This window comes from Ktedonosporobacter rubrisoli (assembly GCF_004208415.1).
GTDB lineage: Bacteria > Chloroflexota > Ktedonobacteria > Ktedonobacterales > Ktedonobacteraceae > Ktedonosporobacter > Ktedonosporobacter rubrisoli.
Window position 1 is genome coordinate 10,070,231 of record NZ_CP035758.1, and the last position, 24,258, is coordinate 10,094,488.

Consider the following 24,258-nt stretch of genomic DNA (forward strand, 5'->3'; position numbering starts at 1 on the left):
TGTTTGCCTGTAGCGTAGCATAAAAAGGGTCCCTCTCTCCAGAGAGGGACCCATACGTTTGTGGCGAAATGTTACTTTTCTTCGGCTCTGGTACCTACATGGATAGCTACCATGCCCCCTGAGAGACGGTAGAAGCGTACATCGCTCCAGCCAACCTCTTCCATAATTGCCTTGAGCGTTGGAGCATCTGGAAAATGCGTCAGCGAATGAGGCAGGTAGTTATATTCCTCGAAGGCCTTACCAATAATAGTGCCAAAGAGTGGTGCTAAGCGATAGAAATAGAAGTGAAACAGGCTGCCGAAAATCTTACCAGGTGGATGACTGATTTCCAGGCAAACCACGCGCCCTCCCGGGCGTACTACGCGTAGCATTTCCCGAAAGCCTTGTCTGAGATCTGTAAGATTGCGCGCTGTAAAGCCTGAGCAGCATCCGTCCACACTATTATCTGGAAGATCGATATGCTCAGCATCGCCAACACGTAGCTCGATGCAATCTTCTAAGCCGAGACGAGCAATTTTCTTGCGCCCTTGCTCAAGCATCTCTGGGGTAATGTCCATGCCGATCATATGGGTGCCAGGGCCGGAATTGCGGATAACCGCGATTGAGAGATCAGCAGTCCCGGCACCGAGATCCAGACCCGTTTCGCCTGTACCCAGGGCTAGATAGCGTGCAGCCCTTTTACGCCAGTAGCGATCGAGTCCAAAGCTCATCAGGCGATTCATAAGATCGTAAACGCCTGCAATCCGGCCGAAAAGGCGCTGGACGTAGGGCCGCTTGCCCCCGGTGGTCTGGAATAAATCCTCTAATGAAATCTTCGCGCTCATATAGAATGCCTGCTATTTTTTGCGAATGACAACAAAATCAATAAGCTCATCCAATACATCACGGTTGGAGGAGTCCGGGAAATGATATAAAGCTTCGCGGGCCTTATTGCCATGGGCGTAAGCATCCAACAGCGATTGCTTTACCCCATAGCCTTGAGAAACCCAGGCAATTATTTCCTGTAAATCGCTCTCATTGCGTGTATTGCTGTGAAGCAAGTCCTGCACTTTTTGTTGATGGCCGTTGGAAGAGGGCTCTTGTAACGCATAAATGAGTGGAAGCGTAATCATCCCTTGTCGCAAGTCATTACCAGCAGGCTTGCCTATAGTTGATTGATCTTGCGTGTAATCAAGGATATCATCAATGACCTGGAAAGCCATGCCCAGATGCAAACCATAGTCATACATATAACTAATCTCATCTGGGGAAGCTCCGCTGACAATCGCGCCACCCTTGCTGCAGGCCGCGAACAGGCAGGCAGTTTTGCATTTAATTTTTTCGTAGTACGCCTCTACGGTCAGGTCTATGCGTCCGGCCGCCATGATCTCCAAAATCGTACCTTCGCAAACTGTGGCCACAGTGTCTGAGAAGAGATGATCGATACGAGGGTCCTCGATATCGGCGATGAGACCTGCTGTTTTGGCAAAGTAGTAGTCCCCAAGAAGAATGGCAATCTTGTCGCCCCAGACAGAATTGACTGTAGGGTTTCCCCGGCGCGTCTGCGCTTCATCGACAATATCATCATGAATAAGCGTCGCTAGATGAAGCATTTCGTAAGCGACGCTCAAAGGGAGAAGCTTGTCGAAGCGATAGTTGTTTAGCTTGCCTGATAACAGGGTGAGAGCTGTTCTGAGGCGTTTCCCCGGCGATCCAAGAGCATGCATTGAAGCAGCGTTGAGGATGTCGAGTCCCGAGGTTGCTCGTTCCTGAAAAGTAGCATCCACCTGCTCAAGGTCAGATTGGATGCTGGTAAAAAGTCGGCTCAACGTGGCCGCGGTATTCATAAAGGACTCTCCATTTCGTATACCTTCTGGCACGGACTAACGCAGTATCTGGCATGATGTAGGGAGAAAGGGCCTTTAACAAGAGCCCGCTGCTTGCGTACCGTGAATTAATATACCCCCTGTTAGATTATAGCGTGTGTTGTCCATTAACAATAAAGAATTTAGGCATAGCGATACCTTAAGCATAGGTATCTAGACTTATATATCGGACGAAGTATCTACCTCGATCAAGTCTTCCTGCACGTAACCGGCGGTGAAGTTAAGTTCATCAAGCGCATCAAGCGCTTTGCGGTATTCGGACCAGCTTAAGCGCCGATTCAGGATGGGGTCGTTGACGGCCTTCCAGGCTGGGAAATATTGATCCATCAGGCTCACGGGAGTATCCGGGCCTAATTCCTCTGCGATCCAACGCAGCACCTCGCGCGTGCCGGAAATGTCCTCTGGCATTACCAGGTGACGGATCAGTAATCCGCGTCGTCCGATGCCCTCCTCATCTAGCTCCAGAGGGCCAACCTGGCGAAACATCTCACGCAGTGATGCTTGGTTGTGTTCCACGTAGCGCGGCATCTTGGAAGTGCGCAAGGCGTTTTTATTATCGGAATATTTAGCATCGGGAAGGTAGATATCAACGACGCCATCCAGAAGCTGTAAGGTCTCCAGGTTTTCGTAGCCGGCGCAGTTATAGACGAGGGGCAGACGCAAGCCTTTTTCACATGCGATGACAAGCGCGGCCAGGATCTGGGGCACAAAGTGGGTGGGAGTTACCAGATCTAGATTGTGGCAACGTTTTTTCTGCAAATACAGCATCATATCGGCCAGGCGTTCAGGGCCAACGCGATGGCCCAGGCCACCCTGGCTAAGCGAAAAATTCTGACAATATGTGCAACGTGCCTGGCAATAGCCGAAGAAAATCGTTCCTGCTCCTCGGGTGCCGCTGATGGGTGGCTCCTCGCGTCTGTGCACATTCCAGGAGGCCACTATCGCCTCTGTGCCAGAGTGGCAGACACCAGTTTTGCCGGCGATACGGTTACAGCGGCAGTTTTGCGGGCAGATAGTACATCTGCTAAGAATCTCCCACGCGGCGGCTGCACGCTCTGCTAGTTCGCCGGTTTCATACAGGTTGAGATAGCTAGGGTAAAGCATCTGGCTGCTCCGATATCCCAAAAAAGTATTATGGCTTTCACTAATAGGCTGAAACTTCTGCCTACACAACTTTTGTAATGACGCTGCCATAGCTGGCAACGTATACACTCTTCACACAAGTCTTGCTTTATCTCAAGACTGCTTCAAGCACCTTATATAGGTTGTGTCCGGTTCCCCGCCCCGGACACATTGTTCCGGATAAAATTTTCTAGCGTATTGGACGCTTGGTTCGACCTCGCGTTGCTCTAGAGGCAGTGGGCTTTGGCTGACGTGCTCCAGAGCGTGGCCCGGATGAAGAGGTTTGTTTAGCCCGTGCCTTCAGATAAGCATTTTTCTTCTCCGGTCTTTTCTCCGGAGTTGTTTCAGGCGTAGCTTCTGGGGACTCAATAGTATCGAGCAGCTCTTCGGTGTCTTGCTCTATTCCCGTCCAGAAGGCTGCCTGCTCGCGCTGCGCTGGTCGTGAACCTTTCAAGACGCGACCATCGGGCAGGCGTGTCACATGCAGTTCTCGGGGAGCCTGTTCTTGTTCACGGGCACCATAAGATCTGTCGTTATATCTTGTTTCACGCCGTCTAGATGTTGGTCGATTTGATGGATAAGGATCTTCATTGAAACGCTCGTAATCGCCCTCAAAATGGCCATCGTAAGATGAAGGTGTGGAATAACCATTTTGCCTGCCCGCGTTATGGTAGCCGCGTCCAGAGGCCTGATTCTGGCGTGGTCCTTGCCCCCGAAAGCCGTTGTCTCTTCCATAGGAAGAGGCGGGGCGTCTACCTGGGCGCGAGTTATAGGGTTTTCTGAAGTTATCCTGTTCGCGGTCTGGCCGCTCGTAAGAGCGCCTGTTGGAATCAGGGTATTGTGTATAAGAAGAACCCTTTGGGCCATAGCTCGGTGGGCCATCCTGGTATGTGCGGCGATTATAGCTATCTGTGCGGGGACCGTTTGGACCCGAGTAACGAGAACCAAATGGCTGCTGTTGATAGCCACGCCTGCCATTACCTGGCGCTGGCCTTTGATTGTTGGTGCGCGTTCGGTAATCCGCGTGCGTATGCTGTGCACCGTTTTCCCAGGCGCGATCTACAGTTTCGCGATTAAGGCGAGGCCGTCCAGGACGCGAAGGTCGCTCTTCTCTGTACCTGTCTGATGAGGACTGATTGTGAAATGATGGGCGCGAGTCATCTCTCCAGCGCTTATCGAAATTTCTGGTCATGTTTCCTTTCATAGAAAGTGTAGGCGCGGAGGCCCGGGCCAATATTGGCGGCGGGAGTTAGCGCCTCCTTTTCTGCTGTGTGCATCCCTTGCGGGAGAAGCGTCTTTAAGTGAGAACGCTTCCTGATCCCTCTACTTATGCAATAAAAATTCGCCTTGACAATGTTAGAGAGCCATTTACTTAAAATCCTCTGTTTCCCCCTATCTCTCTAACGTGACTTGATGAGAGCAAGCCCCTGGCTGTGTCCCCGGCCTGGTTGATGTCTGCATTGTGTGGCTTCCGTGCCTTGCAAGGGATCAGGCCCCTGACATTTAAAACCGTATGGGGATATAATTGTAAGTGGTGGTTAGATCGGTAAGATCTTTAGACTCCTCCCGTCATTCGTTCCTCACCTACTGAAAAAAGACAACTTGACGCGCTTTATCCTCTGTATGCCTCAGTAAAAGGGAGCGCGTCCCACTTAGTATATCATAATCTTTCTTGCTATGGCTATGTACCTCTGCAGTTTGAGCAGGGCTTTCAAGTTCTCGTTCTTAGGCCGCCTGAGGGCAGCGCTGAATTCCTCCACGTTGCTCCATTTCTGGCAACTCTGTCTGGTGCCGCTCTCGTCTTTGCCCCTATATGCGTTAACAGATTGACGTGGCTATATCATCCAGTATCGTAAGTGAGCCCAAAAATTCAGCGAGGCCGGGCCCTGCCGCTGCCTTGAGTGGGCCAATTTGCTTGCCGCATTTGCTTAACATCATTTTTGCGGGGTTGGTGTAGGTTCCGGAGGCACCGGCCCAGCAAGCAGCGGTGTGTCTTTATAACTATCCTGTGCGCTGCCAAACATGGCTACTATCTTTCTAGAGGCTTCATCAGGCAGGAGCGGGCGCAGTATAACTGTATAATAATGCCCACCCTCGCTAAAGGTGCCCTGCTCTCCATGCATCTGCGCTTTCAGGCTGTTCAATTGAGAAGCATTGAGCAAAATTGCGTGCTCGGGAAGCGTATACTTGAGGCAAGGGCTTTCGCCATTAAAGCTCACTTCATCGGGTGGAAGCAAGCCGCATTCATAGGCGGCAGCCTGCGCAAGCGTGAAATCTGGCAGAGACCAATCAGGAATGGTTTGCGTGAGATCGGGGCTAAAAGTGCGCCGGACTAGCAAGGCAACGTCGTTTCCCTGATAGGGCTGGACGGGACCTTTCAGGGCTGCAGCAATGGCGGTAAGGGCCCGGTCGAGGCGTTGATACTCGTCTAGCTCTTGCTGGCTGGCATGATAGTGATTCACTATACCATAGACCAGCTCTTTATGGCTCCCATTAAGATTTAACTCAAGAAAGGTTGCATTTTGATCCTGAAGATCAGAAAATTGTTGGTGTGTGAAATCTAATACTCCATCTGTACTGATGAGTATATTCAATAATTGCTGTAACTCATCAGTTGAGAGTTTCCCCTTTCTTTCTAGCCCAAGAATATATGTTCCGTCTCCATAAATACTAAATTCGGGATGAAGCTCTAGAGTACCATAGAGGCCACCACTATGGAAGGTACGTATGAGCACATCATCTGGCTGGGTGCTGTAGGTGATTGCGCGCGTGTTGGGGGCCTGAAAAGTGCGTGTATGAGCCTGCTCTTGAACGGCTGGAGAATTATTGCAACCGTTCAAGAGAAAGCTGAGTAAGATAATACAGCACAAAGAGAAACTAATTTGTGGCACTCGTTTGGCCATAGCAATACCTTATGAGTAGCTATCCGTGCGCATTGTACATACGGGTCCTATATGTATTATAGTGGTAGGGAGAGAACATGTACAACCGGCGCAGGTCTCAGAACGCGTGAAAGCGATACCCAATCATTTTATAAACCAGTCTGGCAGCCAGAAAATCGGCGCGTGTCTGGCCTTCCATGGGGCAAAGCTCAACGACATCCATTCCCACGACAGTTGTGCGCTGAAAAATTTCCTGCAAGAGGTCGAGCGTCTGGTACCATGAGAGCCCCCGGGTTCTGGCGTGCCGACAGCAGGCATCTCGCCTGGATCAATAGCATCGAGATCAAACGTAATATAGGTATGCTTTCCCAGGCGTTCCCAGGGAATAGTCGCCTTTCCCCTTGCCATCTGATAGGCCCAGACGATAGCTACATCTGGTTTGCTTTTCATGAACTCGGCCTCTTCAGGGCTGAAGCTGCGGATGCCAATTTCCAGCAGCGGAATGTCCATATCAACAACGCGCCGCTCGATGGAGGCATGCGAAAGAGGCGTTCCTTCAAACGTATCGCGCAGATCTCCATGGGCATCGATGTGGACCACCGTAAGATCGGGATAGTACTCGCGTACAGCCGCGATAGCCGGCGCTGAAAGCGAATGTTCCCCACCCAGGGTAAAAGGTAGCTGGCCGCGCTGCAAGACGTGCCGCACGGACTCCCCGGTTGCTTTCAGGGCGGCAGCATGGTCCATACCGCTATAGTCCAGGATGGGACGTGTATAGACGCCTATCTCTATAGGGCAACAACCCAGTTCTTCGTCGTAAAGCTCCATCTGGCTTGAGGCATCGAGAATAGCCTGCGGCCCATGCCTGGTTCCTTCCATATAACACACGCTATACTCAAGCGGTGCCGGGATAATAGTAACGCGAGCTGTATCTTGATTACAGTGAGGAGCATCCGGGGCTCCAAACTGTGTCACGTGTTCGGTGTTCATCGGTGCTATAAGTTCCTTTTCTGGCCTCAGTTGAGCTGCCACATGTTTTTATAAGGTTTGGTTTTGCCTTGCTCACTAAAGCTATCGGCTCCAGGACCTGTTAAAAAAATAGATGCTTAGGAATATCTATTGCGCTGGTTATTCTACTTTACTTGAAGGTCTAGCGCAACAGGATAATGCTTTTGTGGGCTAAGAGTCAATTCGAAGAGCTTTCAGCTTCAGACTGGCATCAAGACCCCGCTCTGGAAGGGTTGAAGATTTGGTAATACAGGTAATTCGAGTATGCCGGGTTGCCTGGATGGGATGGGAACGTGTTGCGAGCGTAGCCATGTCTGCTGCTTGAGTAGCTGAATTTTTGCAGGGGGATGAGCACATAAAGTAGGGAAATAAAAAGGAGAGTAAGAGCAATTGCTGGATTGATCCAGATAGCTCCTTACCCTCCACCTGAGCCAGAGGCTTGCGCGAAGATACTCTTCGCCTTCCGCTTCTTGCCCTTAGCGCACCTCCGCTTTGATTCGACGAGCGGCCATTGCTTCTTCATAACGAACGGGATCAGGCGTCTCGGGACGCAGCGAACGCGTGGCACGTACCACGAAGTGTGATTCTACATCATCCGTCTGGAATATTTCTTTGGCGAATGCGATAGCGTCCTCCTGGCTAAATTCCTTGCACGAGCAGATATCGATATCAACTTCGCGATACTCGGGCCAGGCGTGAAGACTGATGTGGCTCTGAGCGATGACGACAAAGCCCGAGAGACCCGCATCAAGTGGGTTCGACGTCTCGATATCGTAAAGATGTACAGGACTTACCTTCTCCATGCCTACGCGGCCGGGATACTCGTCTAGTACACGACGGATCAAGGGCTCATTGCTCAAGATCTCAGGATCACAGTTGTAAAGTTCTAACATTAAGTGGACAAGCATCGCGTCTTCTCCTTAATCTGTTTTATCTACGTTTCTCATTACAGCCATACTAGCTGCCAATGAACGCGTAGCGAGCCGTGTGCTGTTTACTTCACACGAGTTGATATTATACATTAGGTTGTCAAGCTAATGCAACAGAGAAAGGCGATATTTTTACCTAATAACAAAATTTCTTTCCACCTAATTGCCAGAAATTTTCACCTAAATCAAAGCTCCCTTGTCAACCTAAATGTAAGTGGGCAGTACATCTAATTGGGAATAGAATGACTATTAAGTTAAGATAAACGTTATGGGCGTAATTTTTTACCTGCTTCATATGCGTCTTTCAAGCTATTGAGCAGTTCACCCCGTTTGGCAAACAGCTCGCGGCGCGGGCGTGGGTTGGCTTTACTGACTGCATAGGCGGTGAGCAACGGTAATGCAATAGTTGAGTCTCCATAAACGACAACTGCATCGTGCAACTGGTCTGGCTTAATCTTGCCCCATGAAACCGCTTCTGAAGGAGTGGCTCCTGATAGTCCGCCCCAGTGAGGAGCATCGGCAGTAATCTGGATAAAGAAGTCGTGGCCGCCCTTGTTGACGCCCAGCACTTCCCATAATTGGGGCTGCGTTTGCAGATAGAAGTTCTTGGGACTACCACCACCCAGGATGATTACGCCGTTGCGCGTAGCATTGTAGACGATTGCCGTGGTTTCGTTCACGTCGGCCAGGGGATCGAGCGTGAGCAGATTGCCATCGAGGGCGTGGCGTGCGACGTTCATACCAATGGAAGAGTCGCCTGGAGATGAGGTGTAAATAGGAACGTTCCAGGCTGCCGCCTGCGCCAGTACTGAGTATTCTGGCTTAACGCCAGCTTTGAGCAGCTGAGTGCCCAGGTGATGATGTAGCTCAGAGGTAGAGATAGGGCGGTTGGGCAAGCTCTTCAGGCTCTCGCGCACAAAGGCATCTGTGTCGAGCAATACTTTGTCTTCAAAGAGGATATCATAGATACGGATGACGCCCTCTTCCTGCAGCTTAGTATCATCGAGCCGGAAGTCGCCGCGATGCAGGGACATAGCCAGAGCATAGTGCATATCGTGATAAAGATTGGCCCCTGTACTGATAAGGAAGTCGACAAAGCCGTTTTCCATTAACGTGAGGATACAGCCGCCCAAACCAGCGGGCGTTAGGGCTCCGGCGACGGTCATACCAATGGTAACATCTTCGTCAGGAGCTAGCATTTTTTCGGCATAGAGGCGCGCTGCCTCGTTAAGACGTGCCGAGTTGTAGGCCTGAAACTGCTGATCTATGAGTTCGGCAACCGTCATATTCGGGCGAATGCGATGCGGTATGATACGCGCCCCGCTGAGATACTCGTTGTGCTCATGTGCATGGCTATGCTCCCGGTGAGCGTCATGAGGATTATGCTGAGACATCTAGTTTTGCTGTCCTTTCTTTGCTTTCAAGTAAGGTCGTTAGCTGACCGCTTTTTATTGTATCAAAAAGGGAGGTGGCTATGCAGGCTATTTGTGTCTATGGGGCCGCAAATTCGGAGTAAAAGTGGTGCGATGAATAATTTTTATGTTATTTCTAGAAGTCCTGAATCCGCAGATGGTTTGGGCTAGACAGACTTTTCTTATTCTAGCAAGCAGCGCTTCCCAGCCTTATCAGGAAGCGCTGCTTAGAGGTGATTATGCAGGAAAGCTGTCTATGGAATGGCAGCTGTCAGGCTAGCCAGGAATGGATTGGCTAGCCTTATTCGATCATCAATCTTCTTACCTCGATAATCTGGTCGCGCAGCTGGGCCGCCTTCTCAAACTCCAGCTGCTTAGCTGCCGTGCGCATTTGCGCTTCAAGATCTTTAATCAAGCGCAAAGCATCCTCTTTGGGGATGCCGCCAAGGGCCACAGCTACTGCCTTATTATCCTCTTCGGCGGCTGTAGCTCCACTCATCGCTTTGATGCGCTCAGAAAGCGTGCGCACATCTTTCTTAATGCCACGGGGCTCAATATGATGGCGCTCGTTGTAATCAACCTGGAGCTTGCGGCGGCGGTTCGTCTCATCGATAGCGCGCTGCATTGATTTGGTCACCGTATCTGCATACATAATAACGCTACCTTCGACGTGGCGGGCTGCGCGTCCGATGATCTGGATCAGTGAGCCTTCTGAGCGTAGGAAGCCCTCTTTATCGGCATCAAGAATCGCCACCAGCGATACCTCGGGTAAATCGAGGCCTTCGCGTAAGAGGTTAATGCCCACTACGACGTCATACACGCCCAGGCGCAGATCGCGTAAGATCTCAATGCGCTCAATTGTATCGATCTCAGAGTGCAAGTAATGGACCTTGATGTTCATTTCTTGCATATAGTCAGCAAGATCTTCGGCCATTTTCTTGGTGAGCGTAGTCACTAGGACGCGTTGTCCTTTCTCGACACGCAGGCGGATCTCGGCCAGCAGATCGTCAATCTGGCCTTTCGTGGGACGAACGCTAATCTGAGGATCGAGCAAGCCTGTAGGGCGAATGAGCTGCTCAACGATAGCCTGGCTATGCTCATATTCATAGGGTCCCGGTGTGGCGGAAACGAACAGAGCCTGCTTGATCTGGCGCTCAAATTCTGGGAACGTCAGGGGACGATTATCCATTGCCGAGGGCAGACGGAAGCCATAATCGACAAGTACCTGTTTGCGCGAACGATCCCCTGCAAACATCCCACGCACTTGTGGGAGCGCGACGTGAGATTCGTCTACGACAAGCAGAAAGTCTTCTGGCATATAGTCGAGCAAAGTCCAGGGCTGTTCGCCCGCCGAGCGCCCGGCCAGGTGGCGTGAATAGTTCTCGACGCCCGAGCAGAAGCCCGTCTCGCGCAACATCTCAATATCGAAGTTGGTGCGCTGTTTCAGGCGCGCAGCTTCAAGAATCTTGCCCTCAGTTTCAAGCTGGGCCAGGCGCTCCTCAAGTTCTTGTTCGATGGCTGTAATGGCTTTATTCAGGCGCTCCTGCGTAGTGACCCAGTGCTTGGCAGGATAGATATCAAGGCGCTGTCGCTTGCCCAGCACTTCTCCGGTAAGCGGGTCGATCTCGGTCATCCGCTCAACCTCGTCGCCGAAAAATTCGATGCGTACTGCGACGTCTTCATAGGCCGGAAAGATCTCTAATACATCGCCGCGCACACGAAAACGCCCACGAATAAAGTTAGCATCATTGCGCTCATACTGGATGGAGGTCAGTTGGCGCAGGATTTTATCCCGCCTGCGCTCCTCGCCGACTTTGAGCGTGAGCACAACCTCGCCATACTCTTCAGGACTGCCAAGGCCGTAGATGCAGGAAACGGAGGCCACAATAAGCACGTCGCGCCTCTCAAAGAGGCTACGCGTTGTCGAGAGCCGCAGCTTCTCGATTTCTTCGTTGAGCATGCTCTCTTTCTCAACATATGTATCCGTACGCGGAATATAGGCCTCTGGCTGATAATAGTCATAGTAAGAGACAAAGTACTCTACAGCATTGTTGGGGAAAAACTCTTTATATTCGCTGTAAAGCTGTGCTGCAAGTGTCTTGTTGGGAGCCAGTACCAGGGTGGGTCTCTGTAATTGCTCTACGATTTTTGCTACTGAATATGTCTTGCCGCTGCCTGTTACGCCCAATAGTGTCTGGTATCTATGGCCGTCATTGAAGCCCGTGGCGATCTGCGCGATTGCTTCTGGTTGGTCACCAGTAGGTTGAAAGGGTGCTTCTACTTTGAATTCTGGCATGGCGCTATTTTCCTATAATTTGTTAGAATATCTTTTCCAATTGCCCACTCATTATACCATATCTCAGCTTGAAACGCCTACCCAATAGGGGAGATTCTCTATGTTCTAAATTTATGCTTCTTTTATCGTATGTTGCCCTGAGTAAGGGTATTGCTAGCCTTCTCTCCAGCCCCTTTTTTTACTTGCACTCAACTTATTGGCTGCTTATTCCGTGTTAGAAAGAGAAGAACTACGTCTATACATGCTTATGTAAGAATGCTGTCTGTTACTGCTTTTGTAAAGAGGCTCTATTATTCTGCTGGAGGTCGGAAGATGTCTTTCTTAGCAGGAGTGCGCCAGGCCAGGTCGCACTCTATCCTCGTCAATCTGCTTTGTTTACTTATCTTATGTGTGCCTCTGGTGAGCTGCTGGCCCTTTCCTGATGCTCCACAGTTTACTAGCGTCAATCTTGGTATACCAGGTGCAGCCTTAAATTCTCCAGTTGTTGGGCAGTTACCGAATGACAAAGTACTGCATATGCGGATTACCTTTAAAGTTGATCAAAATTGGCTTAAAAAACTTGAACAGCATAAAGTGCAGCAGGGGCAACCTTCAAGGCTAGAGAAGTTCGCAAATAACCTTGGTGTCAGCGATACATTCTATCAAAAGGTCAAGAATTTCTTTAGCCTGAGCGGTATCACTCTTCAGCTGAGTAAATTACATACCCATCTCTCTGTTGATGCAAAGGTAAGCACGCTTTCCCGCTTGCTGCAAACAAAATTTGTGCTCCATAACTATAACGGTCGTACCTTCTATGCTCCCAATCCGGCGCCAAAGGTGCCAACGTTTTTGGCGAACTCTATTGAGGCCATCACTGGCCTTGATAACTATAGTGGGAAGCCTGTACATGATCTTATGCTCCATTTTGCTGCGACCCGAACTCATAAAACTGCGCAGCAGGCCGATTGCTATCCTTCTGCCAATACGCTCTTTCCTAGAGATATTGCCGGGGCTTATGGCCAGAGCCAGCTCTGGCAGCGTGGACTCAATGGAGAGAATATGACGATTAACCTGGTAGAGGTAGATGGCTCTTATCGGGAGGATATACAAAACTATCTGAGTTGTATCAATTTTCGCGGCCATGTCTCTATCGCCAATGTCGATAATCCCCCTGCGGATGCTCTTGGTGAATCGACGTTGGATATTCAGATGGTGGCTGGTCTTGCCCGCGCAGCGAATATAGTTGTCTATCAGACCGATGGTAACAGTAGTGATGATGTATGGGGCAGCGTAAACGATGAGCTTCAACAGCTTATCAACGATAATGTTAATAATGCGAATAGTGGAGGCGTAGTAAGTATTAGTCTGGGCATTGCCGAGGCTGAGATGACTGCTGATGATTTGCGTGCGATTGATAGCAGCCTTGAGCAGTTGACGCGCATCGAGCATATGACAGTTTTCGTAGCCAGCGGAGATTGCGGAGCCTTTGGCGATGAGCATTATGGCCATCTTGCCGTGAGTTTTCCAGCTAGTGATCCCTGGGTCACTTCCGTTGGTGGTACATTCTTACAAGTCGATAGAAGGCAGGAGAGATCGAATGAGAGTGCCTGGTCCGATGGCTCAAATCATAGGAGCTGCAAGAATAGATGGGGGAGTGGAGGAGGAAATAGCGAGCTGTTCAAGCTACCTGGCTGGCAAAATGCACCAGGGGTGCGCAATAGCTTTTCCCATGGAGCCCGCCAGATTCCTGATTTAGCGGCGGCAGCTTATAATCTTGCAGTTTACTTTAATGGCCAGTGGGGAGCCGTGGGAGGCACCAGCGCCGCAGCTCCGATCTGGGCCGCTGGGCTGGCACTTGTAAACGAAGGTACGCTCAAACAAAATCATACTTTTGCTTATGGACCACAGCTTTTCTATCAAGTGATGAATAGCAGCGGGGGCGCACGCGCTTATTATGATGTCACGCGTGGCAATAATCTGTATTATCCGGCTACGGCGGGCTGGGATTTTACAACCGGTCTAGGAACGCCAAACCTGCCAGCGTTCTACCAAACAATGGAGAGCCTGCTCTGACTACTTCTCGTAGCGGATTTTTGGTTACAGCCGTTAGCTCCAATCAGAAGATGTGGCAAAGAGGTGCCAGGCGCCTGGGTTACGTCTGTAGATAGTGTTGAATAAAAATATTGGGCGATCAAGGTGAAGTGAGACGTCTTGTGTGCCAGTGATGATTATGTCATGAAACAATGGCGTTTATGTGAATAGGGAAATAGCTAGCTCTGGTTTGAATTGATGAGTAGATGGTACTATATTATGGAGTAGCTTCTTGCTATTTATTAGCTTTATCGTATACATGAGCGAATGATACATTAGTTATATGGTTACATGCTACGCTGCCTTTGGAAGGAGTAAGAAACAGCTATGGCCTCGGTACTTCCCTCATCTTGTCCGCGTTGTGGCGCGCCAGCAGGAACAGAGCTTCTTTGCCGCCATTGTGGACTAGATATGACTCCCTGGCTTGCCAGAGAACCTGAGCAGTCTTCTGTAGTGCAGGCTCCTCCTTCGCTTTCATATGCTGCCCAGGAAGGGAATCCGCAAGATGCGCAGCTGCCAGAGGTGGGTTCAGTTCGCCCTAAGCTTCCGGATCGTCAGGGAGGATGGGTGCCGCGTGGCCAATCATTATTGCAGCGTTACGGCCCTATTTCGCTTGATCCGTCGATTAGTGGAGAGTCGGTACAATGGCAAGGACCTATATCTCCGCCATCTCCAGCATCAGACTCTGGCTATCCCAACCTTCAAGCCGGCCAGGCGGGACCACAAAGCCAGTTTTCGCAGGATTCTCTTGCCGATCAGTCTACATGGCCGGTTACTCCTGCGATGCCAAATAGACAACCACAGGTGCCGCAATTCGGGCCTCAAGGTCCAATCTCGTTGGATCAGCAGCCCTTGATGCAGGCAGCATCTATTGAACCTATAGGAGAGCCAGCGCAATTGGCAGGGCCGCCATCTTTCCCAGGAGGACCAATTTCGTTGGGTCAGCAGTATCCTGCCTCCCATAATCAAGCGCCATCTCCAGCTTTTCTGGCCCCGCAAACTCCTCAGCTGCCACCATCCCCTACGCCCTCTGCTTTATCGGCCCCGCAAGCTAAAAAACGTCGTATGGCCAGGCCTCTCATTGGCCTGATTCTCGTATCCGTCATGATTGTGGTGGGCACAGCGGGGTATTTTTGTGCACCTTTAGTTGGTTTGCGTGTCCCTGATTTACTGCACATTGTTCCGACGCAGACACCTATCAGAACTGTCGCGATCAACGCGTTAGTTACCTATGCTGGAGTCGATGTCACTGTGCTCAAGGTGCAGCAGTCGCAAAATTTTGTTGATGACCCGAATACCAGTCAGACCGGTATGGTGCGCATATTTCTGCAGGGCTTGAATAAGGCGAGCATCCCCGTAAATGTGCCTTATGCGAATGTCGTACAGCTTGTTCTGCCCGATGGGAAGAAGGTGGCGCCGACATACACGCGGGCAAATGTGATTGGTATCCTACCGGGAGCCAGGCAGCAAGGGCTTGTAGATTTTGCTGTGGCCGGTAATATAAACATTCGCCAGCTTGTATTGCAGATAGGCGCCTCTGATGAAGCCCAGATGGGCGTTCCCTTAAGCGGGCAGGCTGATGCCCTCAATGAGTACAAGCCTAAGATCAGCCAGCTGAATGGGAAGGTACAGTATCAAGGCCTGGACTGGACATTACTCAAGGCGACTTCGCAAATGTATCTTGATGGTAAGCAAGCGCAGCAGGGCATGCACTATGTGACTCTAACCCTTAAGCTCGATAATACGTTGGCTCAAGCCGCCATTGTTGGCTCGGCCTATGATTATATGCGCTTGCAAGCTGGAGGCGTCACAGCCTTACCTCAATATGCAAGCTTGCCCCTGGCTCTTGAGGAGGGGGCAAGTGGTAAAACAGGAAGTATTACCTTCATGGTGCCCCAAAATGCCACTGACTTGACCCTGCTCATGCTTACCCGGCAGAAAGAAGGCTTTAAGCAGGCCACGCTTGACTTTCATCTTTAGCGTCTTTGATACAGAGGGCCTGACTATCTAGCAAGCCTTTGGGGCTGCGAAAGCGGAGGGGATAAGGAGCGTGAGGTGAGTGCAAGAAAATTGGGCGTTCTCTGCAGAGGACGCCCAATAAAAGGAGCCAAAGCCTGAAATGTTTTATAATTGCTGGCACTTTAGCTTATCTGATAATTTGTGCTAGAGATTATTCCAATAAAAAGCTACCCATAAGTTCGCGCCGCAAGGTTGCCTGCTGCGCCTCGTTGGGTTGTGCCTTCTCGGCAGGTGCTTTTTGAGCTTCCATTGGATTCGTCATAGCCGCGGCAAACTCATCGAGGATCACTTCTTCCAGGAACGTTGGTGGCTCAATCCGCTCTGTACCTTCAAAGGGCAGGTAAGCTATATCTGACTGCTGAGCTATAGGCACTGGAGGTGTAGGATATGCTGTAGCATCAGTCTCTACCGATATAGCCTCGTCCTCAGAGGAGGAAGTCTGGTAGAATGGAACTAGCTCTTGCTGTGTTTGTATGTCATAAGTAACAATAGGAGCCGATGCTTCTGTTGCGAGAGCAAAGCGTTGTCCACAAATTTCGATAAAGATGCCGTGTCCGGCTCGTAGGTCTGCGAGCTGGCGACGCAACTCACGATTCTCATCCTCCAACTGCTCCATAACGCGCTGTTGCTTGAGCAATTCCTGCGAGATAAGATCAAAATAACTATCACCCATGAGATTTCTTCTCCTTCAGAGGGGCACTTACTAACCATATGCTTGATAGCATCGACTGGATTCTCAACCTCCTGGGTATTGAGACGTATCAATCTGTGTGAAGTAACAATGGTTGTGTTATCAACTCCTGATATATACTGCTATCATCGATAATTAGCTGTACTAGATGTCGAAATTATTTTTGCGGGAAAAGAAATCAACATAATTTATACCATGCTTGCCACTTAGTAAGCGTCGTACGTAAGGCTGCTTGAGGTTAGAGGCTAGAAGTGGGAAGAATGCTCTATGTGGTCTCCTGGAAAGAGGGAAGCTTGATTAACTGAGGATCATAATTGCTGACTTACGGGCAGTCAGGGGATCGACCAATCCCCTGACTACCTGTGCTTGTCCTTGTGTATTTATCATAATTATCCTTTAGCGAGCTGCATATGTGTGAATTGGCAGGCGATTTAAAGCAGAGATCACGGCTTGAACACGGGCCTGGATGCTATTCTGCGCCACAGCTGCGCCGAAGGAGGTCTGGCCTGCCTCAGACTTGAGCTGTACATAAGCAATAATTGCTTTTTTTGCATCCCTTGACAATTCATGTTCGCTGAACTCTACTACCGAGAAGTTGGCGATATGCCGCTCATTCAATGCTTGCACAAAAGCCTCCACAGGATCGCTTCCCTGGGCCAGGAGCTCATGCCTGGTTGCATTTTGCTCAATACGTGCGATACAAGCATATTGGCCATCAATCCCTTCGCTATGGAAGCTTTCAAGGGCCAGAGGCTGCGTGCTCTTCAAGTAGGTGTTCTCGAAGGCCTGATAGATGGCCATAGCTGGCAGCTCAGTGCCGCAAGCGTCAGCCAGATCATTAATGATCTTCCCGAATTCGATGCGCATCGCCTTTGGTACCTGGAGACCGTACTCATTCTCTAACACGTAGGCCACGCCGCCCTTACCCGATTGGGAATTAATGCGAATGATAGCCTCATAGGTACGTCCAATATCCTTAGGGTCAATGGGCAGGTAGGGGATATCCCACAGAGCGCCGGGTGCGGTATCCTGGGCGGCCATTCCTTTATTGATCGCATCCTGATGAGAGCCAGAGAAGGCCGTAAAGACAAGCTCACCGGCATAGGGTTGGCGTATCGGTACCTGCATCCTTGTGCATTTCTCATAAACCTGGCGCACAGCATCCAGATTGCTGAAATCAAGACCCGGATCAACTCCCTCCATATACATATTGAGCGCAACTGTTACGAGATCAACGTTTCCAGTGCGCTCACCATTGCCGAATAAGGTACCCTCTACACGTTCTGCCCCGGCCATCAGGCTCATTTCGGTACTTGCTACGCCAGTGCCGCGATCGTTATGCGTATGGACGCTAATAATCGCACTCTCGCGGTCTCGCATATTGCGGCAGAACCATTCGATCTGATCAGCATAGACGTTAGGTGTGGCAATCTGAACGGTCTCGGGCAGATTCAGGATCATCTTATTCTCGGGTGTTGGCTGCCAGACATCTACAACTGCCTCGCAGATTTCCAGGGCAAAATCGATCTCCGTCAGGGCAAAGCTCTCTGGCGAGTACTGGAAGGTGATCTGTGAATCGGGCAGAGTTGGCAACATTTCTTTAATGCGCTGCGTGCTGCGGGTGGCGATCTTAATGATATCGGCCTTGTCCAGACCAAAGACTACGCGTCTCTGTGTGGGCGAGGTCGAGTTGTAAAGGTGAATGATGGCCTTTTTGACGCCACGAATAGACTCGAAAGTGCGCTGGATAAGCTCTTCACGGGCCTGCACGATGACCTGAATTGTGACATCATCGGGAATGCGCTTCTCTTCAATCAGGCGGCGGATAAACTCAAATTCGATCTGTGAAGCTGAAGGAAAACCTACCTCGATCTCTTTAAAGCCGATGCCTACCAGTATCTCAAACAGCTCCAACTTTTCCTGCACGCTCATAGGAATGGGCAAGGCCTGGTTTCCGTCGCGCAGATCGACGCTACACCAGGTAGGCGCTTTCTCAATTATGCGCGAGGGCCATTGGCGATCGGGCAGATCAATGCGAGGAGCGGGGCGATACTTGGAAATCGGGCCTTTTTGCATGCCAGAGAAAGGCTTAACGGGTCCATTTACGCCTACAGATTTTGAGTCATCAGAGAACATTGTTTTACCTCCAAAGTTGTGCATCAATCAGTAAATAGGGCCGATTGGGGTGCTTGAGCCTCGAACGGCTTGCTGCACAACACAGAGCAAACAAAAAGCCGTGGGCATATCCACGGCTGCTCGTTAAGTATAGAAAAGCCGTGGACTTTCTCTGTCGCCCACGGCTGATGTTTTTCTCTGTGATAGATGTTTGTTACTGGGAAGTTTGACCTCTCACGAGGCGGATCACAGGGCCCTGGGCGACGTATGTAAGGGTAAGAAGCCCAAGACCAAGTAAGTTGTCAGGACTCTTCATTCTATGAAGAGTCACCATCCAGCCTGCCATAAGAGTGAGATGGTCCTTCCTAAAAAGTTTTACTGTTCGCTTATTTCTAACCTTGTGTGCATACTCTATCATCGTCTACAAAAATTGTCAACTACCTGCAGACCACGCCCACGGCTATTTAGTTTTCCTTTTTTGCTCCACCCACCCGCCCGAATAGAAAGGAAAACGGGGATAATCCGCTAGATCGCGGCGCGCCCCGTACCCCAGCAGAGGGCTGGCCGCCCTCTGCACTCCCGCTTTGGTAAAAACTAAATTGCCCTGGGCCACGCCGGTACATGGTTCTCACTATGAAGGTCTTATGAGCAGCGTCATAATAAATGCTAATGCATTACTCTACCCCTTTTACGCGGTAGATGGCGCCTGTTCCCAGGATCAGATAAATGACAGTCAATAAGAAGAGCGAAGTATAGCCAAAATGGTCAGGTATAGTTCGTAAGAGCTGGAGTACAACGCCGCCAATACTTACCCCGATGACCTGTGGAAGTATGCCTAGCGCCGACCAGATCCCCATAAACTTGCCTGCTTCATTTGTTGGTGGCAGTACATCGGTTGTCAGGGCCCAATCGACGCTTGTATAGGCTCCATAGCCAATACCAAAGCATGCCCCAGCCAGCAAAGCAAAGGTTTGCTGAGGAAAGAAGATAAATATCGCACAGACCAGAGCCATCATTGCCCCTGAAAGATAAACCAATCCTTTGCGTCCCCAATGATCCGAGGCCCAGCCTGCCAGCAGCGAGGTGGGCAAGGCTGTGAGCATGATAACCGGTTGAAAGAGCGCGCCGTTGAAAAATTCGCCGGAGAAAGGAGTGTTGAACAGAAGCGTTTTGACCCCAGGTCCGCCAAACACATCGTCAAAGTAGTACTCAAGGAAGTAATAAATGCTCCAGATTCCCATCATCACAAGAAAGCGCGCCAGCAGTACCCATGCGAGATCTGGATACGTTGACGGCTTAAAGAAGAATTTTTTTAGAAGCTCCTGGGGGCGAAGCGTGATGTGGCGCTCGCTGGGCAGAGGAGTTTCTTTGACTGTGAGTACAGTATAGGCCACAAAGATGATTTGCACTGCCGCGATGAGCAGAAAGATCTGCACAATCTCATTGCGATAAAGAGGGAGCGCATCGTTTTTGTTGACAATGATACCCGCGACGATAGAGCCAGTAATGGTACCGAGCAGATTGAAGAGACCGTTGAAGCCCGATGAGATCCCTCTTTGCTGTGGCGGAACATTATCTGCGATAATCGCACTCCATGGCGCGTTAGCCAGGTTATTACTGAATTGTAACAAAATAAAGAGCGCTGAGAAAATGAGGAGCAAGGCGCTGGATGGAAACCAGGATGGAGAGAAGGCGAAGATAACGAGAACAGCGACATTAAGAAAGGTTCCGATAATCATATAAGGGCGGCGACGGCCCATACGGAACCTGGCATAGTCAGAGAGTGCGCCCACGAGAGGGTTTACAAGAAAGGCTACGATGGTTCCCCAGTTGACCACAAGGGCAAGGTTAATGCTTTTGTAGGCCGGATTGAGGAATTTTGCTACCATACTGGGGATGACGACGGCGAGCAGGGCTTGCCAGTGAAATTGATTGGCGAGCCAGAAGATGTTCAAGTTGACCTGCCCAAAGAGCGATAGAGGGCGCAGGCTAAGCGTATTGGAGGTTTCAGGAGAGGAATCTCCAGATTTGTCAGTAATCTCCATGGAATTGCTGACCTCTCTTAACTAAAAGCGATGGAGATAATAAAAGTGTGAATAGGGCTTAACAGCTATTATACTGATGCAGTATGCTGCTGGCAAGCAAGACGAAATGCTGATGGGGATGAAAAAAAGGGAGCAACCTGCGCAGGCTGCTCCCTTTTCTGTATATGTAAAGTGGCGTGGCTTTTAATCCCAACTCTCGATTGTGACGTCTAGACCCTGGTTGGCCAGCCAATGCTCAGCATCCAGAGCCGCGCGACAGCCATCACCGGCGGCTGTAATCGCCTGGCGATAGCGATGATCGGTCACGTCCCCGGCGGCAAAAACGCCAGGGATATTTGTCATCGTATGTTCGACCGGTACGATATAGCCGGCCTTGTCCATATCTATGAGCCCCTTGAACAGCTCGGTATTGGGCTGATGGCCGATAGCCAGGAAGAGACCTTGGACGTCTAGCTTCTGTTCTTCGTCGGTCTTTACATTGCGCAAACGAACGCCGGTAACCTCTTTCTCGCCAAGGACTTCGGCGATCTCTGAATCCATAATGAAGCTGATCTTAGGATTTTTGCGCGCGCGATCTTGCATGATCTTGCTGGCGCGCAACGAATCGCGGCGGTGGACCAGGGTTACATGATTTGCGTAACGCGTCAGAAAGGTTGCCTCTTCCATTGCTGTATCGCCTCCACCTACCACGACAAGATCTTTGTTCTTAAAGAAGAAGCCATCGCAGGTTGCGCAGGCCGAGACACCACGCCCTTTCAGGCGCTCCTCGCTGGGCAATTGTAGCCACTTGGCGCTAGCTCCTGTGGCTATAATGATCGCGTGGGCCCGATACTCGCCCGAGTCGCTAGTAACTACAAACGGCTTCCGGTTGAAATCAACGGCGGTAACATCTTCGGGCAGCATTTCAGCGCCAAAGCGGCGGGCCTGCTGCTCGAACTTATCCATCATCTCCGGTCCCATAATACCTTCTTCGAAGCCGGGATAGTTTTCGACCTCGCTGGTTTGCATGAGCTGGCCGCCAGTCTGGTAGCCCTGGAACATCAGGACAGGAAGATTCGCCCGTGATGCATATATCGCCGCCGTGTAGCCGGCCGGACCTGAGCCTATAATGATGACTCCATATACTTTTGCCATCGCCATGTATCCTCACTTGTTTTTTTTGTGCTTAGATAAGAGCGGGTTTATCTGCCTATATAAACACGAACAGAGCCTTATTTATGCCCATTCCATCTAGCAATAGCCATCCCGGGTTGACAGCGCTGGATGTTGTCGCCCGGGAAAATATATTTCCTATCTATATAACACGGATCTATTCCCCAGACAGCCTCTCAAATAGATTCTCATGGCTTGATCCCATTGCTCACCAGGGTTCATGAGGTCCTGTCAGGGATGGCATTGACAGCAATCTGCTGCCTTCACCCAACCGCGGTCACCAGTTCCCGGTTGCGTCCAATCTACTCCAGCGTGGCTTTACGACTGATGCAGCCAACAAAAAGTGGATGTTGTCAGCCATTATCTCTGTCGGGAAATGCCTGCTCTCCTTCTTGCAGCGGAAGGAGGCCTCGCTTTATCGCTACAGTAACGGCTGAGGTTCGTGAGTCCACATCAAGTTTGGTATAGATGTTGGTGAGGTAAGCCCAGATTGTGCGCTCACTCACCTTAAGGCTCCTGGCTATCTCCTTGTTGCGCTGGCCTTGCGCTACTGCAGCCAGTACCTCTAATTCGCGCTCAGTCAAGTTTGTTTTGCTACGCTTACGCCCTGCTGGAGCGAGTGGAGCGGGATAGGTGGGTGTAGTATGCTCAAGCACCCTTTTCATGATCGCTGCTTGCAGCAGAATCTCGCCACGGGCTGCGGCGACAATGGCGTCATGCAATGTTTCTAACGTCGTATCTTTGAGCAGATACCCGTGAGCTCCTGCCTGCAGTCCTTTGATCATCAAATCATCCTCGTTGTATGTTGTTAGAATGAGCACAGCGATTTCCGGCCAATGCTGACGAATATAGGTTAAGGCCTCCAGGCCATCCATGACAGGCATGCGCAGATCCATCAGCACTACATCGGGCCGTAAAGTCTCAGCAAGCTGGATTGCCTCTTTGCCATCATTAGCCTCGCCTACTAGTTCCATGCCTTCTCCCATACGGAGCATCATGCGTAGTCCCATGCGTACCATTAAATGATCGTCAGCAATCACTATACGAATTGGTAAAGATCGTTCGCTCATAATCAGGTGCTTTCCTTGCGGTTTGGCAGCAAATCTGCGCCAAACCATCTTGACATAAATGACGGTTCATCCATATGAGCGCTTATGGCCGCTTCTGTGAGTGCCTCTGCCGGCGTGGATTGAGGCTTCCTGTTTCTTCTCTCTCCCTCATCAATAGGGATGCAGAGATGGATCTTGGTCCCTTTACCTGGTACGCTGTCGATGATAAGTTCACCTCCTAACAAATGGGCACGTTCACGCATACCTATGAGGCCATAATGCCCGGCAGAAATTGTTTCAGGCGCGTTGGCGAAGCCAATCCCATCATCTCCGATCGTAATTTCGAGAACTCCTGCTACTAATGAAGTCGTGATCCACACCTTTTTCGCTAAAGCATGACGCGCAATATTCGTTAATCCTTCTGAAATTACGCACCTGACTTGTTCACAAAGCGCTGTCGGTACATGGGCAAGCGCAGCGAGCTCGACATGGCAGCTCGACCAGGCCCCACCATTGAGACGCTCCATCTCTTGCTGCACCTTCTGGGCCAGGGTTTTAGGAGAAATCTCATCATTACGCAGGTCGGCAATTGTGCCTCGCACATCTATGAGAGCAAGGCGTGCCTCAGGCAATGATTGTTCAACCATTTCCAATACCTCGGCATACCGCCGTGAAATCAACCCTGCCTGAATTGCCTCCAGTTGCATCAATAGACCGGCCAACTGCTGGGCTAGCGTATCGTGCAGGTCGCGCGCCACGCTCTCTCGTTCGGCGATCCTGCTGAGTTGGACGATGTGCTCGGTGGAGAACCGTAAGCGGAGATGAGCTGTTGCCAGTTCATCATAGGCAAGGCTTAGTTGCTTTGCCGCCTGCATATGTTGGCGGTAAAGTAATAAATAGCCCACGACGAAGAGCGCCGTGGCCAGATAGCTTGGCAACAGACCACTGACAGCTTCCCAGTAGAAAGCGCTTGTATTCGCCTTGTTCAGCAGTGGCGAGATTTCTGTAAACAGCGCCAGCAAAAGGAGTAGGATAGAGCCAATAGCTACATGCAACACTTTACCTGGCTGTTTAAGTATGACGATTGCTGCCAGCGTCAGGGTGAGGTAGAGGCTGAGCGCAACATTCATCTGATGTAAAATCAAACTACAGGCGAGGGCTATTCCCCCTTCGAGCAGAAAATAGAGCCAGGCGAAGCGAGAGCTGATCCGTCCTGAGAGACCGATCCATAGTAGCACTCCATAAAGGAGCAACAGCGGGGTAAAGATGCCAATATGCAAGAGGTTGCTGCTATCTATCTTCAAGCCTTGCTGGATGAAAAGAGCGGGTCTGCCCTGATATATCCCACTTACTGTAGTAATACCCCAAACCCCCCAGATATAGACCACACCTATCCAGAAAAGAAACAACCAGCGCAAAGCGCGCGAAAGCGGTGTGCTCTTCATTGTGTTTATCCTTCGTAAGCGTGAAGTTCAATGTTTGCTGAACAGGTTATGCTCAATCTTTTCACTAGAGTATAGCAGACCTCTCGGTGTAAAAACAGGGAGAACTCTACATGTAGAGTTCTACGATGCGCAGGCTCCAGGATGCCTGCTAGACTTTT

The 24,258-nt window shown here is 50.5% G+C and carries 16 protein-coding genes and 1 pseudogene; 2 read left to right on the top strand and 15 right to left on the bottom strand.

What is annotated here, in order from left to right:
- Nucleotides 1-71 precede the first annotated feature (71 nt).
- From EPA93_RS43120 to uvrB, 9 genes and pseudogenes are all read right to left on the bottom strand, one after another.
- Nucleotides 72-824, bottom strand: a complete 753-nt coding sequence (locus tag EPA93_RS43120; protein WP_129893477.1) for a ubiquinone/menaquinone biosynthesis methyltransferase — start codon at nt 822-824, stop codon at nt 72-74.
- Between the two features lie 12 nt (nt 825-836).
- Nucleotides 837-1,826, bottom strand: coding sequence for a polyprenyl synthetase family protein (locus tag EPA93_RS43125; RefSeq protein ID WP_129893478.1), 990 nt, complete (start codon nt 1,824-1,826; stop codon nt 837-839).
- A gap of 198 nt (nt 1,827-2,024) precedes the next feature.
- Entirely contained in the window at nt 2,025-2,969 is a 945-nt protein-coding gene (locus tag EPA93_RS43130) for a radical SAM protein (protein WP_129893479.1), read from the bottom strand.
- 208 nt (nt 2,970-3,177) lie between these two features.
- Entirely contained in the window at nt 3,178-4,179 is a 1,002-nt protein-coding gene (locus EPA93_RS43135) for a hypothetical protein (RefSeq protein ID WP_129893480.1), read from the bottom strand.
- Between the two features lie 742 nt (nt 4,180-4,921).
- Nucleotides 4,922-5,890: a hypothetical protein gene (locus EPA93_RS43140; protein ID WP_129893481.1), complete on the bottom strand. Its 969-nt coding sequence runs from the start codon at nt 5,888-5,890 to the stop codon at nt 4,922-4,924.
- A 97-nt stretch (nt 5,891-5,987) separates the two neighbouring features.
- Nucleotides 5,988-6,859: pseudogene (speB, locus tag EPA93_RS43145) on the bottom strand (agmatinase).
- Nucleotides 6,860-7,353: 494 nt separating this feature from the next.
- On the bottom strand, nt 7,354-7,785 hold the full coding sequence (locus EPA93_RS43150; protein WP_129893483.1) for an S-adenosylmethionine decarboxylase family protein: 432 nt from the start codon (nt 7,783-7,785) through the stop codon (nt 7,354-7,356).
- Nucleotides 7,786-8,072: 287 nt separating this feature from the next.
- Nucleotides 8,073-9,200 (bottom strand): homospermidine biosynthesis protein, encoded by a 1,128-nt coding sequence (locus EPA93_RS43155; RefSeq protein ID WP_129893484.1) that lies wholly within the window; start codon nt 9,198-9,200, stop codon nt 8,073-8,075.
- Nucleotides 9,201-9,519: 319 nt separating this feature from the next.
- Nucleotides 9,520-11,514 (bottom strand): excinuclease ABC subunit UvrB, encoded by a 1,995-nt coding sequence (gene uvrB / locus EPA93_RS43160; protein WP_129893485.1) that lies wholly within the window; start codon nt 11,512-11,514, stop codon nt 9,520-9,522.
- A 312-nt stretch (nt 11,515-11,826) separates the two neighbouring features.
- Here uvrB and EPA93_RS43165 point away from each other — a divergent pair, with 312 nt between their 5' ends.
- Entirely contained in the window at nt 11,827-13,566 is a 1,740-nt protein-coding gene (locus EPA93_RS43165) for a S53 family peptidase (protein WP_165423781.1), read from the top strand.
- Between the two features lie 345 nt (nt 13,567-13,911).
- Entirely contained in the window at nt 13,912-15,564 is a 1,653-nt protein-coding gene (locus EPA93_RS43170) for a hypothetical protein (protein ID WP_129893487.1), read from the top strand.
- Nucleotides 15,565-15,754: 190 nt separating this feature from the next.
- On the opposite strand, the gene EPA93_RS43175 is transcribed toward EPA93_RS43170, so the two are convergent.
- The 6 genes from EPA93_RS43175 to EPA93_RS43200 form a co-directional block, all read right to left on the bottom strand.
- Nucleotides 15,755-16,276, bottom strand: coding sequence for a hypothetical protein (locus EPA93_RS43175; protein ID WP_129893488.1), 522 nt, complete (start codon nt 16,274-16,276; stop codon nt 15,755-15,757).
- A gap of 414 nt (nt 16,277-16,690) precedes the next feature.
- Nucleotides 16,691-18,370, bottom strand: coding sequence for a 2-isopropylmalate synthase (leuA, locus tag EPA93_RS43180; protein WP_129894825.1), 1,680 nt, complete (start codon nt 18,368-18,370; stop codon nt 16,691-16,693).
- A 713-nt stretch (nt 18,371-19,083) separates the two neighbouring features.
- Nucleotides 19,084-20,454 carry an MFS transporter gene (locus EPA93_RS43185; RefSeq protein WP_129893489.1) on the bottom strand — a complete coding sequence of 457 codons (1,371 nt, stop codon included), beginning with the start codon at nt 20,452-20,454 and terminating at the stop codon, nt 19,084-19,086.
- A gap of 183 nt (nt 20,455-20,637) precedes the next feature.
- Nucleotides 20,638-21,588 carry a thioredoxin-disulfide reductase gene (trxB, locus tag EPA93_RS43190; RefSeq protein ID WP_129893490.1) on the bottom strand — a complete coding sequence of 317 codons (951 nt, stop codon included), beginning with the start codon at nt 21,586-21,588 and terminating at the stop codon, nt 20,638-20,640.
- 371 nt (nt 21,589-21,959) lie between these two features.
- Nucleotides 21,960-22,676, bottom strand: coding sequence for a response regulator transcription factor (locus tag EPA93_RS43195; protein ID WP_129893491.1), 717 nt, complete (start codon nt 22,674-22,676; stop codon nt 21,960-21,962).
- A gap of 2 nt (nt 22,677-22,678) precedes the next feature.
- Nucleotides 22,679-24,100, bottom strand: a complete 1,422-nt coding sequence (locus tag EPA93_RS43200) for a sensor histidine kinase (RefSeq protein ID WP_129893492.1) — start codon at nt 24,098-24,100, stop codon at nt 22,679-22,681.
- Nucleotides 24,101-24,258 lie beyond the last annotated feature (158 nt).

Bases quoted from the DNA above. Each gene is read 5' to 3' on its own strand.
- leuA (WP_129894825.1), bottom strand. From the start codon at position 18,370: ATGCAAAAAGGCCCGATTTCCAAGTATCGCCCCGCTCCTCGCATTGAT.
- trxB (WP_129893490.1), bottom strand. From the start codon at position 21,588: ATGGCAAAAGTATATGGAGTCATCATTATAGGCTCAGGTCCGGCCGGC.
- EPA93_RS43135 (WP_129893480.1), bottom strand. From the start codon at position 4,179: ATGACCAGAAATTTCGATAAGCGCTGGAGAGATGACTCGCGCCCATCA.
- EPA93_RS43120 (WP_129893477.1), bottom strand. From the start codon at position 824: ATGAGCGCGAAGATTTCATTAGAGGATTTATTCCAGACCACCGGGGGC.
- EPA93_RS43195 (WP_129893491.1), bottom strand. From the start codon at position 22,676: ATGAGCGAACGATCTTTACCAATTCGTATAGTGATTGCTGACGATCAT.
- EPA93_RS43175 (WP_129893488.1), bottom strand. From the start codon at position 16,276: ATGGGTGATAGTTATTTTGATCTTATCTCGCAGGAATTGCTCAAGCAA.
- EPA93_RS43200 (WP_129893492.1), bottom strand. From the start codon at position 24,100: ATGAAGAGCACACCGCTTTCGCGCGCTTTGCGCTGGTTGTTTCTTTTC.
- EPA93_RS43130 (WP_129893479.1), bottom strand. From the start codon at position 2,969: ATGCTTTACCCTAGCTATCTCAACCTGTATGAAACCGGCGAACTAGCA.
- EPA93_RS43125 (WP_129893478.1), bottom strand. From the start codon at position 1,826: ATGAATACCGCGGCCACGTTGAGCCGACTTTTTACCAGCATCCAATCT.
- EPA93_RS43165 (WP_165423781.1), top strand. From the start codon at position 11,827: ATGTCTTTCTTAGCAGGAGTGCGCCAGGCCAGGTCGCACTCTATCCTC.
- EPA93_RS43150 (WP_129893483.1), bottom strand. From the start codon at position 7,785: ATGCTTGTCCACTTAATGTTAGAACTTTACAACTGTGATCCTGAGATC.
- EPA93_RS43170 (WP_129893487.1), top strand. From the start codon at position 13,912: ATGGCCTCGGTACTTCCCTCATCTTGTCCGCGTTGTGGCGCGCCAGCA.
- EPA93_RS43140 (WP_129893481.1), bottom strand. From the start codon at position 5,890: ATGGCCAAACGAGTGCCACAAATTAGTTTCTCTTTGTGCTGTATTATC.
- EPA93_RS43185 (WP_129893489.1), bottom strand. From the start codon at position 20,454: ATGGAGATTACTGACAAATCTGGAGATTCCTCTCCTGAAACCTCCAAT.
- EPA93_RS43155 (WP_129893484.1), bottom strand. From the start codon at position 9,200: ATGTCTCAGCATAATCCTCATGACGCTCACCGGGAGCATAGCCATGCA.
- uvrB (WP_129893485.1), bottom strand. From the start codon at position 11,514: ATGCCAGAATTCAAAGTAGAAGCACCCTTTCAACCTACTGGTGACCAA.